Source organism: Streptomyces sp. NPDC054842 (assembly GCF_053611025.1).
In genome coordinates this window covers 30,521-46,648 of sequence record NZ_JBSGZN010000003.1, presented here as the reverse complement: position 1 = coordinate 46,648, position 16,128 = coordinate 30,521, and the positions used below count along the sequence as shown (strand labels likewise).

Annotated in this window: 16 protein-coding genes; 6 read left to right on the top strand and 10 right to left on the bottom strand. The window is 72.1% G+C overall.

Translation table 11 applies throughout. The annotated features are described in order from the left end of the window. The first annotated feature begins 68 nt into the window (after positions 1-68). Both ACWGIS_RS03320 and ACWGIS_RS03315 read left to right on the top strand, forming a co-directional pair. Entirely contained in the window at positions 69-308 is a 240-nt protein-coding gene (locus tag ACWGIS_RS03320) for an SCO4848 family membrane protein (protein WP_453360726.1), read from the top strand. Positions 309-377: 69 nt separating this feature from the next. Continuing rightward, complete coding sequence (locus ACWGIS_RS03315; protein WP_453360725.1) at positions 378-1,766, top strand: metallophosphoesterase; 1,389 nt, start codon at positions 378-380, stop codon at positions 1,764-1,766. A gap of 158 nt (positions 1,767-1,924) precedes the next feature. On the opposite strand, the gene ACWGIS_RS03310 is transcribed toward ACWGIS_RS03315, so the two are convergent. Both ACWGIS_RS03310 and ACWGIS_RS03305 read right to left on the bottom strand, forming a co-directional pair. Continuing rightward, positions 1,925-3,376, bottom strand: coding sequence for an ATP-binding protein (locus ACWGIS_RS03310; protein WP_453360724.1), 1,452 nt, complete (start codon positions 3,374-3,376; stop codon positions 1,925-1,927). Next, on the bottom strand, positions 3,373-4,089 hold the full coding sequence (locus ACWGIS_RS03305; RefSeq protein WP_453360723.1) for a response regulator transcription factor: 717 nt from the start codon (positions 4,087-4,089) through the stop codon (positions 3,373-3,375). Before ACWGIS_RS03305 ends, ACWGIS_RS03310 begins: the two co-directional genes overlap by 4 nt. A 159-nt stretch (positions 4,090-4,248) precedes the next feature. Between ACWGIS_RS03305 and ACWGIS_RS03300 the strand changes: the two genes are divergently transcribed. Next, entirely contained in the window at positions 4,249-6,660 is a 2,412-nt protein-coding gene (locus ACWGIS_RS03300; protein WP_453360891.1) for an MMPL family transporter, read from the top strand. Between the two features lie 57 nt (positions 6,661-6,717). Here the strand turns inward: ACWGIS_RS03300 and ACWGIS_RS03295 are convergent, their stop codons facing one another. The 4 genes from ACWGIS_RS03295 to ACWGIS_RS03280 all read right to left on the bottom strand — a co-directional run bounded on the left by ACWGIS_RS03295 (position 6,718) and on the right by ACWGIS_RS03280 (position 9,055). Further along, positions 6,718-7,557: a TetR family transcriptional regulator gene (locus tag ACWGIS_RS03295; RefSeq protein WP_453360722.1), complete on the bottom strand. Its 840-nt coding sequence runs from the start codon at positions 7,555-7,557 to the stop codon at positions 6,718-6,720. An 11-nt stretch (positions 7,558-7,568) separates the two neighbouring features. After that, positions 7,569-8,087, bottom strand: a complete 519-nt coding sequence (locus ACWGIS_RS03290) for a thiol-disulfide oxidoreductase DCC family protein (RefSeq protein WP_453360721.1) — start codon at positions 8,085-8,087, stop codon at positions 7,569-7,571. A gap of 5 nt (positions 8,088-8,092) precedes the next feature. Then, complete coding sequence (locus tag ACWGIS_RS03285; protein ID WP_453360720.1) at positions 8,093-8,500, bottom strand: hypothetical protein; 408 nt, start codon at positions 8,498-8,500, stop codon at positions 8,093-8,095. A gap of 138 nt (positions 8,501-8,638) precedes the next feature. Beyond that, positions 8,639-9,055 carry a VOC family protein gene (locus ACWGIS_RS03280; protein WP_453360719.1) on the bottom strand — a complete coding sequence of 139 codons (417 nt, stop codon included), beginning with the start codon at positions 9,053-9,055 and terminating at the stop codon, positions 8,639-8,641. 171 nt (positions 9,056-9,226) lie between these two features. Between ACWGIS_RS03280 and ACWGIS_RS03275 the strand changes: the two genes are divergently transcribed. From ACWGIS_RS03275 to ACWGIS_RS03265, 3 genes are all read left to right on the top strand, one after another. Next, positions 9,227-9,682 (top strand): hypothetical protein, encoded by a 456-nt coding sequence (locus ACWGIS_RS03275; protein ID WP_453360718.1) that lies wholly within the window; start codon positions 9,227-9,229, stop codon positions 9,680-9,682. A 76-nt stretch (positions 9,683-9,758) separates the two neighbouring features. After that, complete coding sequence (locus tag ACWGIS_RS03270; RefSeq protein ID WP_453360717.1) at positions 9,759-10,151, top strand: hypothetical protein; 393 nt, start codon at positions 9,759-9,761, stop codon at positions 10,149-10,151. Positions 10,152-10,210: 59 nt separating this feature from the next. Further along, positions 10,211-12,616: a DUF4132 domain-containing protein gene (locus ACWGIS_RS03265; RefSeq protein ID WP_453360890.1), complete on the top strand. Its 2,406-nt coding sequence runs from the start codon at positions 10,211-10,213 to the stop codon at positions 12,614-12,616. 72 nt (positions 12,617-12,688) lie between these two features. Here the strand turns inward: ACWGIS_RS03265 and ACWGIS_RS03260 are convergent, their stop codons facing one another. Genes ACWGIS_RS03260 through sdhC form a run of 4 tightly spaced genes read right to left on the bottom strand, consistent with a single transcriptional unit; the run spans position 12,689 to position 16,107 of the window. Beyond that, a complete protein-coding gene (locus tag ACWGIS_RS03260) occupies positions 12,689-13,468 on the bottom strand; it encodes a succinate dehydrogenase iron-sulfur subunit (RefSeq protein WP_453360716.1) in 780 nt (259 codons plus the stop codon). After that, positions 13,468-15,222 (bottom strand): succinate dehydrogenase flavoprotein subunit, encoded by a 1,755-nt coding sequence (sdhA, locus tag ACWGIS_RS03255; RefSeq protein ID WP_453360715.1) that lies wholly within the window; start codon positions 15,220-15,222, stop codon positions 13,468-13,470. The genes ACWGIS_RS03260 and sdhA overlap by 1 nt, the downstream gene beginning before the upstream one ends. Positions 15,223-15,241: 19 nt before the next feature. Next, positions 15,242-15,721 (bottom strand): succinate dehydrogenase hydrophobic membrane anchor subunit, encoded by a 480-nt coding sequence (locus ACWGIS_RS03250; RefSeq protein WP_453360714.1) that lies wholly within the window; start codon positions 15,719-15,721, stop codon positions 15,242-15,244. A 5-nt stretch (positions 15,722-15,726) separates the two neighbouring features. Beyond that, a complete protein-coding gene (gene sdhC / locus ACWGIS_RS03245; protein ID WP_453360713.1) occupies positions 15,727-16,107 on the bottom strand; it encodes a succinate dehydrogenase, cytochrome b556 subunit in 381 nt (126 codons plus the stop codon). Positions 16,108-16,128 lie beyond the last annotated feature (21 nt).

Here is a 16,128-nt window from a genome sequence, read left to right as displayed (position 1 = left end):
CGCGGGAAGTCCCGCCGCCCTCCCCACCCCGGCCGCGGTGTCCGTTCGGCGGCGACGATACTGAACGCATGAAGCTCAGCCGCCCCGTGTCCTGGTTCCTGCTCGCCTTCGGGGTGTGGAGCTGGGTCATCTGGATCACTTTCGTCAAAAATCTCGCCGAGGACGGCAGCGGGCTCGCCTTCGACGACGGCGACCCGACGGCGTACTTCTGGGTGCACCTGACTCTGGCCGTCGTCTCCTTTGTCTTGGGGACGATCGTCGGGGGCATCGGGTTGCGCGGTCTGCGCGCATTGCGCCGGACGGCATAGGGCCCGCGGGCCGGGCCGCCGGATGCGTCGGATCGTCATGACCGAGGGAACTGCGGGGGGTACGGCGTCATGGTCATCGTCTTCGTGCTGATCGGGGCGGCCGTGCTGGCCGCGTTCGGCGCGCTGCACTGGTACGCGTGGCGCCGGCTGGTCCGGGACACCACCCGCGGGCCCGGTCCCGCCCGGCGCGCCGGCACGGTGGTGTTCGTGGCCGGACCGGTGCTGATGTTCGCCGGTCTGGCCGCCGAGCGGGGCGGGGCGCCGTTCCCGCTCCAGCGGGTCCTGGCCTGGCCGGGGTTCCTGTGGATGGCCCTGTCGATGTACCTCCTGCTGGCACTGGTCGCGGGCGAGTTCGTCCGCCCGCTGCTGCGCAGGGCGGTCGCGCGGCGGGCGTCCGCCGGTACGGGCGGCGGTCCGCGCCCCGGCGACGACCGGCCCGCCGCGGAGGCGGACCCGGACGCCCCGGCCGACGCCGAGACCACCGCGCCGGCCGAGCCGGCGGCCGTCGGAGGACCCGGGTCCCGCCGCGGCGCCCTTCCCCGCCCCGGCGGGGCGGAGCCGGCCCCGGGGGACACCGGCGCGCAGGCGTCCTCGGGCGCGGGCGCGGGCGCGAAAGACCCTTCCGCGGACGGTCCTTCGCGGCGGCTGTTCGTCTCGCGTGTGGTGGGCGGTGCGGCGGCGGCCGTCGCCGCGGGGACCGTGGGCTACGGGACGTACGGCGTCCTGCGCGGGCCCGCCGTCAAGCGCGTCACCGTCCCGCTGGCCAAGCTGCCGCGCGCCGCGCACGGGTTCCGGATCGCGGTGGTCAGCGACATCCACCTCGGGCCCGTCCTCGGCCGGGACTTCTGCGCCCGGGTCGTCGACACGATCAACGCGACGCAGCCCGACCTCATCGCCGTCGTGGGCGACCTGGTCGACGGCAGCGTCAAGGACCTCGGTCCGGCCGCGGCGCCCCTGGCCCGCCTCCGCGCACGCCACGGCGCCTACTTCGTCACCGGCAACCACGAGTACTTCTCCGGAGCCGAGCAGTGGGTCCGCGAGGTGCGTGAACTGGGCCTGCACCCACTGGAGAACGCGCGCACGGAGCTGGCCGGCTTCGACCTCGCGGGCGTCAACGACGTGCAGGGCGAGAGCGAGGGGCAGGGGCCGGACTTCGCGAAGGCGCTCGGGGACCGCGACCCGGCACGCGCGTGCGTGCTCCTCGCCCACCAGCCGGTGCAGATCCACGACGCCGTCGAGCACGGCGTGGACCTCCAGCTCTCCGGCCACACGCACGGTGGCCAGCTCTGGCCCGGCAACTTCGTCGCCGAACTCGCCAACCCCACGGTCGCGGGCCTGGAACGGTACGGCGACACCCAGCTCTACGTCTCCCGCGGCGCGGGCGCCTGGGGACCGCCGGTCCGGGTGGGCGCCCCTTCCGACATCACGGTCGTGGAGCTGGCGTCGAAGCAGGCGTGAACGGGCCGCGTGACGGCGCCCGGCCATCGGGCGCGGGGATGCGGTCGGGGTCCTGAGCCGGCCTCCCGGCCGGAGAGGGGGGGGCGGCCCCCCGGCCCCAGCGGCCTCCCGGACCCTGGGCCCCCTCGCGGGCTACCGCCCCTCACGGGCTACACGGCCTACGCGGGGCAGGCGTCGTGCGGCCGGGACGGCAGGGTCACCGTCACGGCGAGGCCCTCACCCGGTGCCGTACGCACCGCCACCTCGCCGCCGTGGGCCGCCACCACGCCCTGCACGATGGACATCCCGAGGCCGCTGCCCGCTCCGCCGCCCGCCCGGAAGAAGCGGTCGAAGACGCGCGCCGCGTCGTCCTCCGCGAGCCCCGGCCCCTCGTCCGCGACGCACAGGCGCACCGCCCCGTCCGCGCGCTCCAGGCCCAGCCGCACCGGCACATCGGCGGGCGTGTGGGTCCGTACGTTGCCCACCAGGTTGCCGAGGACCTGCCGCAGCCCCGACTCGTCGGCCCGCACCAGGATCGTGCCCTCGGCGTGCACGGTCACCGGCCGGTCCGGCTGCTGGGCCCGCAGATCCTCGGCCGCGTCCCGCACCAGGGCGCTCAGGTCCACGCTCCGGAAGCGCAGCTCGGGACGCTGGTCCAGGCGGGCCAGGGTGAGGAGTTCGTCGACCAGCCGGCCCATGCGGTCGGCCTCCGCGTTCACCCGCGTCCAGGCCCGCTCCCGTTCGTCCGGGTTCACCAGCATGCCCCGCTCGTAGAGCTGGAGGTAGCCGCGGATCGCCGACAGCGGGGTGCGCAGCTCGTGCGAGGCGTCGCCGACGAACCGGCGCAGCTGGGCCGCGCTGCGCTCACGGGTCCGGTAGGCCGATTCGACCTGCTGGAGCATGGAGTTGAGGGCGAGCCGCAGCTGCTCGACCTCCTGGGTCGGGTGGTGGCTGGAGGGCACGCGCCGTGTCAGGTCGCCCTCGGCGATCGCGGTCGAGGTCTCCACCATGGCCTCCAGCGGCCGCATCCGGCGGCTCACGCTGATCATCGTCAGCGCGGCGAGCAGCGCCAGGAGCAGGGTGCCGACGGCCAGGTCGAGCCGGAGCGCCTTCTCGATGCCCTTGTGCAGGCCGTCGGTCGAGGCGGCGAGCAGGACGTACGAGCCGTCGGCCAGCCGCACCCCGGTGGCCCGGTAGGGAGTGCCGCGCACCGTGACGTCGTGCGGTTCGGCGTCGGCGGCGAGGCCGCCCGGGTCGTCGACCGCGGCGGCGAGGTCGCGCTGGCCGCGGGTCGGGGCGAAGCCGCCCATGCTGACGGCCACGCCCGAGCGGTCCGCCAGCGCGAAGATCGTGTCCGGTTCCGGCGACTCGTCCGTGGGCGTCAGAAGCCGGTCCCGCACGATCGCGAGCGCGGCCAGCGAGTCGATCTGCCGCAGGGTGAGCCGCGAACTGCCCAGCGAGGAGCGCGTCTTGACCAGCTCGGCGTCGACCTGGTCGACCAAGTAGTGCCGCATGCCCATCAGGCTCACGGCGGTGGCGACGACGATGCCGAGGGCCAGCAGTCCCACGTTCGCCAGCGTCAGCCCTCCGCGCAGCGAGTGGATGCCGTGCCGGGGGCGCCAGAGCCTCACGCGAGCCCGTATCCGACGCCCCGCCGGGTGGTGATCACGGGCGCTCCGAGGGCGTCGAGCTTGCGCCGCAGATAGCTGATGTAGGTCTCCACGACGGTCGACTCGGACGGCGCGTGCTCGTACTGCCAGACGTGGCGCAGCAGTTGCTCCTTGGGCACGATCCGGCCGCCGTTGCGGACCAGGAACCGCAGCAGCGCGTACTCGGTGGGGGTGAGTTCGACGGTGCGGCCCGCGCGGTGGACGCGGTACGTCGACTCGTCCAGCTCCAGGTCGCCGTAGCGCAGCGGCGGGCGCTGCGGCAGCACGTCGGCCGCGCGGGTGCGGCGCAGTACGGCCGTGACCCGGGCGATCACCTCGTCGATGTTGAACGGCTTGGTGATGTAGTCGTCGCCGAAGCCGAGCGCGCCGACGATCTCGGCGGGCGCGTCGCGGGCGGTGAGGAAGACGAGCGCCAGATCGGGTCGCCGCGCGCGCAGTTCGCGGCCCAGCGCCCGTCCGTCGCCGTCGGGCAGCATCACGTCGAGCAGCGCCGCGTCGGGCCGGGTGCGCTCGGCCAGGGTGAGCGCCTCGCGGACGGTGCCCGCCGTCATGACCGTGAACCGGTGGTAGCGCAGGGCGATGGCCAGGACGTCAGCGATGCTCGGCTCGTCCTCGACGACGAGGACGGTCGCGCCCTCGGGGTCGGCGGCGGGCGCTCCCTCGTGTCCGGTCATGCCCCTCAGTATCCGCGCACCCGTGCGCCCTTGGGGCGGCTCCCGCTTTGGAGTTCCTTGAGAGTCATGCGTGTGTCGTGTCGCCGGGACCGCGCGCCCCGGGATCCTGGGGGCTCAGGACCTGGGGGACCCGATGAAGGAGCGTAGAGCGTGACGACATTGGCACGGTGGTGCTATCGGCACCGGCTGGTGGTCCTGTTCCTGTGGGTGGGAGCCGTGTTCGGGCTGGGCGCGGCGGGATCGGCCGCCGGTACCGACTACTCGAACGTCTTCTCCCTCCCCGACACGGACTCCAAGCGGGCGTTCGACCTGATGCAGAAGGCCTTCCCGGAGAGCTCGGGCGACACCGACACGGTGGTCTGGAAGGTCGACGAGGGCTCGGTGCGGGACGCGTCCGTACGGTCCCGGATCGAGCCCGCCCTCGCGGAGATCGGCCGTATGGAGGGCGTCGGCCAGGTCGCCGGCCCCTACGCGGGCCCCGAGGGCGCGGCGCAGATCAGTGGGAACGGGAAGATCGCCTACGCCAGGGTCACCTTCGAGGAACAGGCGAACGCCGTCCCCAAGGAGCTGGTCCAGGACGTCGTGGACCGCGCTCAGAACGCCGAACGCGCGGGCCTGAGCGTGGAGTTGGGCGGTCAGGCGATCACCCGGATCCAGGAGCCGCCGACCGGTTTCGCCGAGGTCGTCGGCATCGCGGCCGCCGCCGTGGTCCTCTTCCTCGCCTTCGGCGCCCTCTTCGCGATGGTGCTGCCGATCGTCATCGCGATCGCGGGCGTCGGCACCGGACTCATGTCCACGACCCTGCTCAGCCATGTCACCGACGTACCCGAAGTCGCCCCGCTCCTCGGGTCGTTGATCGGCCTCGGCGTCGGTATCGACTACGCGCTGTTCATCGTGACCCGGCACCGGCGGGGCATCCTGCGCGGTGCCTCCCCCGAGGACGCGGCGGTCACCGCCCTCAACACCTCGGGGCGCGCGGTGCTGTTCGCGGGCGGCACCGTCTGCATCGCGCTCGCGGGCATGCTGGTGATGAACATGCGCTTCCTGGACGGCGTCGTCATCGCGACCTCGCTGACGGTCGTCCTGAGCGTGCTCGCGGCCGTCACCCTGCTGCCCGCGCTGCTCGGCCTGCTCGGGATGAAGGTCCTCAGCCGCCGCCAGCGCCGCCGGCTCGCCGAGGCGGGACCGGAGTCGCACGAGGCGAGCGGCCTCGCCGCCCGCTGGTCGGCGTACGTCCAGCGCCGCCCCCGCTCGACGGCGCTGGTGGCCCTCGTGGTGATGGCCGCGCTGGCGGTCCCGGTGCTGTCGCTGCGCCTCGGCACCAGCGACCAGGGCAACCAGCCGGAGTCCACGACGACCCGGCAGGCGTACGACCTGCTCGCCGAGGGATTCGGGCCCGGCTTCAACGGGCCCCTCCAGGTCGTCGTGGAGCGCGGCGACGCCTCCGGTTTGGTGTCGGCGATCGAGGCGACCGAGGGAGTGGCGCAGGTGGCCGCGGCGCCGCCCGCGCGGGGCATCACCGTCATCCAGGTCGTGCCGGAGACCTCCCCGCAGTCCGAGGAGACGGACCGGCTCATCGACGAGCTGCGCGACGAGGTGATCCCCGAGTCCGGGACCGAGGCGTACGTCGGCGGGGTGACGGCCGTCTTCAAGGACTTCGCGTCCGTGACCGGGGACCGGCTGCCGTACTTCGTCGCGACGATCATCGCGCTCGGCTTCCTGCTGCTGCTCGTCGCCTTCCGCTCCCTGGTCGTCCCGCTGACGGCCGCCCTGATGAACCTGATCGCGGCGGCCGCGTCCTTCGGTGTCCTGGTCGCGGTCTTCCAGTGGGGCTGGGGGGTGGAGGCCATCGGCTTCGGCAAGGAGGGCCCGATCACCTCCTTCCTCCCGGTGATCATGCTGTCGCTCCTGTTCGGCCTCTCGATGGACTACCAGGTGTTCCTGGTCAGCCGGATGCACGAGGAGTGGGTGCACACCGGCGACAACGCGCGCGCGGTCCGCGTCGGCCTCGCCGAGACCAGCCGGGTCATCAACTGCGCGGCCCTGATCATGATCTGCGTGTTCTCCGCGTTCGTCCTGAGCGGCGACACGGAGGGCGCCATGGCGGGCATCGGACTGGCGGCGGCCGTCGCGCTGGACGCCTTCATCCTCCGTACGGCCCTGGTGCCGGCCGCGATGCACCTGCTGGGCCGCTCGAACTGGTGGCTGCCGGCCGGGCTCGACAAGCGGCTGCCGCATCTGGCGGTCGAGCCCCGCGAGGAGGCCGAGCCGCAGCCGCCGGCCGGCGGGGGAGGGGCGACGGTCGTCCACGGCCTGGTCCGCGACGCCGACGGCGAACCGGTCGACGGCGCGGTCCTCACCCTGCTCTCCAAGGGCGGACGCCGCCTGGACCGCGTGCACTCGCTCGCCGACGGCTCCTACATCGTCTCGGTGCCGTCGCCGGGGACGTACCTGCTGGCAACGACCGCGGCCTCGCACGGCTCCCGTGCCCACCACGTGGTCGTCACCGGCGAACCCCTGGTGCACGACGTGGAGCTGACCTCGTCGGACGAGGTCGACGCGGTGAACTGAGGCCGGGCGCACGGCCGGGCAGGGACTCACACGCTCCCGTGCCCGGCGGTGCGCCGCTCACGTCACCTGGGGCTCGTCCGGGTCGTCCGGCCGGCCCGCGTCCCGGGTTTTCCTCCCCCTGGCCGCCGGGTCCGGCAGCACCCGGGTCATCCCCGGCAGGAAGTCCGTGAACAGCTCGTGCACCTCGTGGACGAGCGGGCGCAGCACCCGGAACCGGGCCAGCGAGACGCCCCGCGCGGTGAGCCGTGCCCCGCGCTCGGCCAGCCGGTAGCTGCGCTCGCGTCCCTCCGTGCGGTCGAAGACCCAGTACAGGACGAGGCCCATCTGGGAGAGCCACATCAGCTCCGGCAGCACCTCCCGCAGCTCCTCGGGGACCTTCGCCTTCGAACCGGCGAGCACCTGCCGGTGTATGGCGATGGCCGCCTCGCGCGGGCCCTGCGACTCCGGGGAGAAGGGGCTGAGCGGGCTGTCGGGGTCGGCGGCGTTCTTGAAGAACTGCGCCGCGAACTCGTGGTACGGCTCGGCCACGTCCAGCCACGCCTTCAGCACCCCGGCGATCCGCGCCTCCAGGTCCTTCTCCCGCTCCAGGACGGGGCCGACCGCCACCTGGTGTTCGACCCCGATCCGGTCGTAGAAGCCCTGGATCAGGTGCTCCTTGCCGGCGAAGTAGTAGTAGGCGTTGCCGACGGAGACGCCGGCCTCCTTGGCGATGGCCCGCATGGTCGTCTTGTCGTACCCGCGCTCCTGGAACAGGCGCAGGGCCGTCTCCAGGATCAGCGCACGGGTCTGCTCGCTCTTGGCCGGGTTCTTGTCCTGGCCCGGGGCGGAGCGCCTGGCGGGGCTCCCGCCGGGGGAGGGGGCCGCGTCGGAACCGGGGCTGTCGTTCGGTGCTGGCACGGGAACAGAGCCTAACGAGTGGCGCAGGCGTCGCCGTCACAGGCGGGCGGGGTGTAGACCCAGCCGTCCTTCGGGTCGTACGCCCATCCGTCGCTCCCGTGGTAGACCCGGCCGCCCCAGTTGTCGGCCCCGCCGCGGTGCGTGCGGCGCCACTTCGCGGCGGCGAGCATCGCGCCCTTGGCGAGCTGCGCCCCGGCCGGCGTGCTGAGGCGGTGGGCGAGCGGCCGGTGGTCGCGCAGCGCCCAGAGGCAGACGACCCAGGCGGCGGAGCCGCGGTAGAGCTGGCCGGTGTCCCCGATGACGGTGATCTCGTCGAGGGTGGCCCGGTGGTCGAGGCCCGGGAGGCGGCGGCGCGCCTCCTCCGAGCCGGCGGGGACCAGCCGCAGCGGCACCAGCTGCGGCTGGCGCACCAGCCAGTCGCGCACGAACGAGCACAGCCCGCACCGGGCGTCGTAGAGGACCGTGAGCCCGCGGACCGGGACGCGCGAGGCGTCCCGGTCCCGGCCGGCGGCGGTGGCCGTCGGGGTCATCCCGCTCACACCCCGGCCGGGGGAGCGACCCAACCCTGCGGCGCGACGGGCGGGAGCTGCTCCCGCTCCATGACGCCCCGGCGGCGGATCTTGTTCAGGACGAACACGTTGCCCAGGTGCATGACCCCGAGGACCAGCAGCACCACGCCGAGCTTGGTCGACAGGGCCTCGAAGACGCCGCGGGCGTCGGCGATCTCGTCGTCCTGGTTCAGGTAGAGGGCGACGAAGCCCAGGTTGACCAGGTAGAAGCCGACCACCAGCAGGTGGTTGACCGCGTCGGCGAGCTTCTCGTTCCCGTGCAGCACGTCGGCGAGGAAGACCCGCCCGTTGTGGCTGAGCGTGCGCGCCACCCAGATGGTCAGAGCGACGCTGACCAGCAGATAGATGACGTACGCGACGACTGTGAGATCCATGTCCCCACCCCTTGTTGAACGCGTTCAAAAGCGTTGTCGTGCACGACTGTAGACCTGCTTTTGAACATGTTCAAGTTCGGAGTGGGCCGCCGTCGGTGCCGGGCTGCGGCTGTACGGTGCGCGCGCTCCGGGTGTCGCCTACCGCTGTCCGCCGCGCGCGAGTTCGGGGCGCTTGCCGTAGTCGGTGAAGCCGATGACGTTGCCCCAGGGGTCGGCGATCTCCACGGTCCACCCGGTCGCCCCGGGGAAGGGGGCGTCCAGGGGCTGGATGCCGGCCGCGGCGAGCGCGTCGGCGGCGGCCCGCGCGTCCCGCACCTCCAGCCACACCCGGGGCGTGGCCCACGGCGGCTGGCGGTGACTCAGCTCCTCGTCCAGGCGCAGCAGCAGCCCGGGGGTCTCCTTGCCCACCTTCAGCAGCGCGATCCCGGCCTCGTCGAGCCGGAAGGCCACGGGGAACCCGGCCCGCTCGTAGAAGCCCACCGCCTCACCGAGACTCCCCACGGGCAGCACCACATTGTCGAAACCGAGCAGCTCGTACGACTCGTCATCTGACATGGCGTCAGGCTAAAACGGCATCCGTACTTTCCCGGGGAACCCGACCCGGTGGTCACCTGATGTGGCGAGCGGGAGGACGCCGCGGGGGTGAGCGGGAGTTCGCGGGCGGCCGTCAGGAGCGCCGCCCCGGGGCCAGCCTCTGACCCCGACCCGTTCGAAAGGCGCTGAGTGATGAACGTTTCGCTGTTTCCCCTCCCCGCACGGGAGGTCGACAGCGGGTTCGCGCACGTGATGTCCCGCTATTACGCCCTCGAGTCCGAAGAGGCTGCCGAACTGTGCGACCTCGGCGAGGACTCAGGCGTAGTGGAGCAGCTGCTCGTCCGTGCCGGCGCCGGGGACGAAGTCCTCGCCGCCGTGTCCGGGGAGAACGTTCTCGGGGACGACGGTGCAGGAACCGTCTGCACTTTCCTGCCGACGGAAGAGGTGGCGCGGATCGCCCGCTTCTTTTCTACGGTGAGTGTGCACGAAGTAATGCAGAGCGCCCCGGAAGTGCTGTCCGGCATCCTCCGCGGAGGAATCCCGGCGGGCTACCTGGACGACCTGCGGGAGACCCTGGACGGCCTCTGGAAGCTGTACGTCCTCGCGGACCGCGAAGGGCTGTGCGTGGCACAGGTGTACGAGGGCTGAGGGGAGGGCGCCGGGCGGACCGCGGGGACGCCGGGCAGATGACCCGTTGTCAGACCCTCCGCCTACTGTCCTTCCCATGGCAACGGTGACGATCGTCGACGAGACGACCAGTGGGGACCGCGGTGCGGGCTGGGGGATCGAGATCGCCGAGGAGCGGCTCACGGTGGGTGAGCTGATCCGGCGGCGGGTCTTCCAGGAGGTCGCCGAGTACAACGCGCGCAGGCCGCGGGTGTTCCAGGGGCTGGTGCAGCCCGAGGACACCGAGCGCGTGCTGAACGGCTACGCGCTGCGCACACCCCGGCGGGTGGACCCCGAGGCGCAGACGGCGCTGGCGCTGAAGGCGTTCGCGGGCAACGGCTTCCTGGTGCTCGTGGGGGACCGCCAGGTCACCGGCCCCGACGAGGAGATCGACCTCGCGCCCGGCACCGAGGTGACCTTCCTGAAGCTCGTCGCACTGGTGGGGGGCTGACCGCCGTGGGGACCAGGACGATCGCGGAGCGCGCCCGCTCGCACGCCGCCGACGGGAACATGGGGAAGCTGGCCGACGAGGCGCTCAGAGCCGCCGTCGCCGCCCGGGGGCACTGGGGCGGGCTCTGGACCGAGATCACCGACGTCCTGGGCGACCTGCCCCAGGAGGACCGCGTCCGCCTCGCCGGAGCCCTCACCGAGCGGTACCACTCGCTCGGCGAGGAGACGGACGCCCGCCGCAACCTGCTCACCCTGATCGGCGTCGTCCGACGCGGCCTGCCCGGCGACCCCCTCGCCACGGAGCGGCTGAAGGAGCTGGAGCGGATCGGACGGCAGCACTCCGTCGGGTACGGCTCCCGTCTCGACGTCCTCGCCGAGGCCGAGCGGGCCGCCGGCCGCGCACTGCCCCCGGCGGTCGTCGCCGTCTACCGCCGCTCCGCCCTGGAGGCCTACCGCGTCCCCGGCCTGACGGAGCTGGCCGGACGGCTCACCGAGCCTGTCCTCAACGTCGGCGAGGAATGGGCCGAGCGGGCCATGGGACACGACGACGGCCCGGACGGGCCCTGGCACGCCCTCCTCGCCCACGCCGCGACCGCCACCGCCGCCAAGCCCACCGCCACGTGGGACAAGCGGGCCCGCACCCTGACCGACGCCCTCGGCGCGGACCGCGTGCGCGCCGCCGTACTGTCCTGGCTGGCGCTCGTCGGCCGCCCCCGGACCTTCCCGCTGGACGGCGGGCCGTACGCGCCCCACGTCAACAGCGCCTACGACCCGTACAACGCCAACGCCCTGCGCGGACTCGCCTGGCTGCTCTCCCTGCTGCCGCCGCACCCCGAGACGGCACGGACCCTCGGCACCCTCGTCGAGACCTCGCTGAAGAAGGTCGCAGGCCTCGGCCCCCGCAACCCCAAGGTGGCCAACGCCGGCGTGGTCGCCCTGGCCCGCGTCGAGAGCGAGGCCGCCCTCGGCGAACTGGCCCGGCTGGCCACGAGGGTGACGTACAAGAACACCGCCAGGCTGATCGACGGCGCCCTGGAGGCGCGGGCCGCCGCGCTCGGACTGCCCCGGGAGGAGATCGAGGAACTGGCCGTCCCGGCGTACGGGCTCACCGAGGTCGGCGGCACCGAGCTGCGCCTCGGCGAGGCCACCGCGGTGATCCGGGTGCGGGGCACCCGGGCCGTGCTGAGCTGGCGCAACGCCGCGGGCGCCCCGGTGAAGACCGTCCCGGCGGCCGTCCGGCGCGACCACGCCGACGAGCTCAAGGAGCTGAAGGCCGCGGTCAAGGACATCGACAAGATGCTGTCGGCGCAGAGCGAGCGCCTCGACCGGCAGTTCCTCGCCCGCCGCGTCTGGGCGTACGGCACCTGGCGCGAGCGCTACCTCGACCACCCCCTGGTCGGCACGCTCGCCCGCCGGCTCCTGTGGACCGTCGACGGCACCCCCGTCGGATTCGCCGCCGGGGAGCTGCGCACCCTGACCGACACCCCGGTCACCGCCGGCGGGCGCGTCGAGCTGTGGCACCCCGTGGACCGCGATCCCGCCGAGGTCGTCGCCTGGCGGGACTGGCTGGAGCGGCACGAGGTCACCCAGCCGTTCAAGCAGGCGCACCGCGAGGTGTACCTGCTCACCGACGCCGAGCGCGCCACGGGCACGTACTCGAACCGGTTCGCGGCCCACATCCTGCGCCAGCACCAGTTCCACTCCCTCGCCGCCGTCCGCGGCTGGCGCGACAAGCTGCGGCTGTGCGTGGACGACGAGGCGCCGCCCGCCACCCGGGAGCTGCCCCAATGGGGGCTGCGCGCCGAGTACTGGATCGAGGGCGAGGGCGAGGAGTACGGCGTCGACACCACCGAGTCGGGCAGCTACCTGCGGCTGCGCACCGACCAGGTGCGCTTCTACCCGATCGGCGCCCCGGAGAACTCGGCGCACTGCTACGGCGGCGAGTACCGCATGTGGCTGCGCGACGGCGAGGACCCCGTGGAGCCGCTGCCGCTCGACGGCATTCCGCCCCTGGTGCTCTCCGAGGTCCTCCGCGACGTCGACCTGTTCGTGGGCGTCGCCAGCGTCGGCAACGACCCGACCTGGCAGGACGGCGGCCCCGGCGGCCGCTTCCGCGAGTACTGGACGTCGTACGGTTTCGGCGAGCTGAACCAGAGCGCCGAGACCCGCCGGGCGCTCCTCGAACGCCTGATACCCCGGCTGGCGATCGCGGACCGCTGCCGGCTGCAGGGCCGCTTCCTGCACGTCGAGGGCGACCGCCACCAGTACAGGATCCATCTCGGCTCGGGCAACGTCCTGCGCAGCCCGAACGACCAGTACGTGTGCGTCGTCCCGAGGACGGGCACCGGCGGCTCCGGCTACCTGCCGTTCGAGGGCGACCGGACGCTGGCGGTCGTGCTGAGCAAGGCCGTGCTGCTGGCCGACGACTCGAAGATCACCGACCCGGCGATCCTGAGCCAGCTCTAGGCGGGCCCCCGTACGCCGAAGGCCCCGCTCCCGGGAGGGGAACGGGGCCTTCGGCCGGGCTCGGCCGGGAGGTCAGATGCGGCGCGTGATCAGCGCGCGCTTGACTTCCTGGATCGCCTTGGTGACCTCGATACCGCGCGGGCAGGCGTCCGTGCAGTTGAACGTCGTGCGGCAGCGCCACACACCGTCCTTGTCGTTGAGGATCTCCAGGCGCTGCTCGCCCGCGTCGTCACGCGAGTCGAAGATGAAGCGGTGCGCGTTCACGATGGCGGCCGGACCGAAGTACTGGCCGTCGTTCCAGAACACCGGGCACGAGGACGTGCACGCGGCGCACAGGATGCACTTCGTGGTGTCGTCGAACCGCTCGCGGTCCTCGGAGGACTGCAGACGCTCGCGCGTCGGCTCGTTCGTCTCCTTGGTGATGAGGAAGGGCATCACGTCGCGGTACGCCTGGAAGAACGGCTCCATGTCGACCACGAGGTCCTTCAGCACCGTCAGGCCCTTGATGGCCTCGACCGTGATCGGCTTCTCGGGGTTGATGTCCTTGATCAGGGTCTTGCAGGCGAGACGGTTCTTGCCGTTGATCCGCATGGCGTCCGAGCCGCAGATGCCGTGCGCGCAGGACCGGCGGAACGTCAGCGTGCCGTCGAGGTCCCACTTGATCTTGTGGAGGGCGTCGAGGACACGCTCCTTCGGGTCGATCTCCAGCTGGAAGTCTTCCCAGGTCGCCTCGGCCGAGATCTCCGGGTTGTACCGGCGGATCCGGAAGGTGGCGGTGATGTAGGGGGAATCGGCGAAGCCCGCCTCGGGCTTGCCGGCGCTGTCCGCCTTGTCGAGGGTCGGGGTAGCCATCAGTACTTACGCTCCATCGGCTGGTAGCGGGTCTGGACGACCGGCTTGTAGTCGAGACGGATGGACTCGGTGCCGTCGTCGCCGACCTCGCGGTACGCCATGGTGTGGCGCATGAAGTTGACGTCGTCGCGGTTCGGGTAGTCCTCGCGGTAGTGACCGCCGCGCGACTCCTTGCGGGCGAGCGCGGAGACGGCCATGACCTCGGCCAGGTCGAGCAGGTTGCCCAGCTCGACGGCCTCCAGCAGGTCCGTGTTGTACCGCTTGCCCTTGTCCTGGATCGAGACGTTCCGGTAGCGCTCGCGCAGCTCCGCGATCTTCTCGACCGCCGTCTTGATCGTCTGCTCGGTGCGGAACACCATCACGTTGGCGTCCATGCACTCCTGGAGTTCCCGGCGGATGTCGGAGACCCGCTCGGTGCCCGTGGAGCCGCGCAGCCGCTCCACCTGGGAGACGACCAGCGAGGCCGGGTCCTCGGGCAGCTCGACGTACTCGGCCGTGGCCGAGTACTCGGCGGCGGCGATGCCGGCGCGCTTGCCGAACACGTTGATGTCGAGCAGCGAGTTGGTGCCCAGGCGGTTCGCGCCGTGCACCGAGACGCAGGCGACCTCACCGGCGGCGTACAGGCCCGGGACGACCGTGGTGTTGTCCGCGAGGACCTCGCCCTGGACGTTGGTCGGGATGCCGCCCATGGCGTAGTGCGCGGTGGGCTGGATCGGGATCGGGTCCGTGTAGGGCTCGATGCCGAGGTAGGTCCGCGCGAACTCCGTGATGTCCGGGAGCTTCGCGTCGAGCTGCTCCGGCGGGAGGTGCGTGAGGTCGAGGTAGACGTGGTCGCCCTCGGGACCGCAGCCGCGGCCCTCACGGATCTCCGTGTAGATGGAGCGCGAGACGACGTCACGGGACGCGAGGTCCTTCATGACCGGCGCGTACTTCTCCATGAAGCGCTCGCCGTCCTTGTTGCGGAGGATGCCGCCCTCACCGCGGGCGCCCTCCGTCAGCAGGATGCCCATGCGCCAGATGCCGGTCGGGTGGAACTGGAAGAACTCCATGTCCTCCAGCGGCAGCCCGCGCCGGTACACGGCGGCCTGGCCGTCACCGGTCAGCGTGTGCGCGTTGGACGTGACCTTGAAGAACTTGCCGGTGCCGCCGGACGCGTAGATCACGGCCTTCGCCTGGAAGACGTGGATCTCGCCGGTCGCCAGCTCGTACGCGACCACGCCGGCCGAGCGCTTGACGCCGTCGACCTCGGTGATCAGCTGGTCCAGGACGTAGAACTCGTTGAAGAACTCCACGCCCTCCTTGACGCAGTTCTGGTACAGCGTCTGGAGGATCATGTGGCCGGTGCGGTCCGCGGCGTAGCAGGACCGGCGGACCGGGGCCTCGCCGTGGTTGCGGGAGTGGCCGCCGAAGCGGCGCTGGTCGATGGTGCCGTCCGGGGTGCGGTTGAACGGCAGGCCCATCTTCTCCAGGTCGAGGACCGAGTCGATGGCCTCCTTCGCCAGGATCTCCGCGGCGTCCTGGTCGACCAGGTAGTCACCGCCCTTGACCGTGTCGAAGGTGTGCCACTCCCAGTTGTCCTCCTCCACGTTGGCCAGCGCGGCGGCCATGCCGCCCTGCGCGGCGCCCGTGTGGGAGCGGGTGGGGTAGAGCTTCGTCAGGACGGCGGTGCGGCTGCGCTTCGTCGCCTCGATGGCGGCGCGCATGCCGGCGCCGCCGGCGCCGACGATGACGGTGTCGTACTTGTGGATCTTCATGATTCTCGCAGCCCCGTGCCTAGCGGATGTTCGGGTCGAAGGTGAAGATCACCAGCGTGCCCAGCAGGATGGTGAACACCGTGGCGGTGTAGAGCAGGCCCTTGAGCCACAGCCGGGAGGTGGTGCGCTCGGCGTAGTCGTTGATGACCGTGCGCAGGCCGTTGGCGCCGTGCAGCATGGCGAGCCACAGCATGGCCAGGTCCCAGGCCTGCCACCACGGGGACGCCCAGCGGCCGGCCACGAAGGCGAAACCGATCTTGGACACGCCGCCGTCGAGGACGAGCTGGATGAGCAGGTGGCCGAGGACCAGGACGACCAGGACGATGCCGGACAGGCGCATGAAGAGCCAGCCGTACATCTCGAAGTTGCCGCGGGTCGACTTCGGGGTCTTCCGGGTCCGCTTGCGCGGGGCCTCGATCAGGGGCGCCGGGTTGTCGACGCTGTAGAGCGAGGCACCCTCGACGGGCCCGATACCGGAGGTGGTGGTCTCAGTGGACATCGGCGTCAGCTCCCGAATACTTCGCGGAATGCGTGACCGAGGACCGGGTAGAGCGCCCCGGCCATCAGCACGACCCAGATACCGACGACGGACCAGAGCATCTGCTTCTGGTAGCGGGTGCCCTTCGACCAGAAGTCGACGGCGATGACCCGCAGGCCGTTCAGCGCGTGGAAGAGGATGGCGGCCACGAGGCCGTACTCCAGCAGCGCGACGATCGGGGTCTTGTACGTGGACACGACCTTGTCGTAGTCCTCGGGGGAGACACGGACGAGAGCGGTGTCCAGGACGTGTACGAACAGGAAGAAGAAGATGAGGACGCCGGTGACTCGATGAGCCACCCAGGACCACATTCCTTCCCGGCCGCGGTACAGCGTTCCAGCCGGCACGGAAGAACCCTCCGGGAGCGG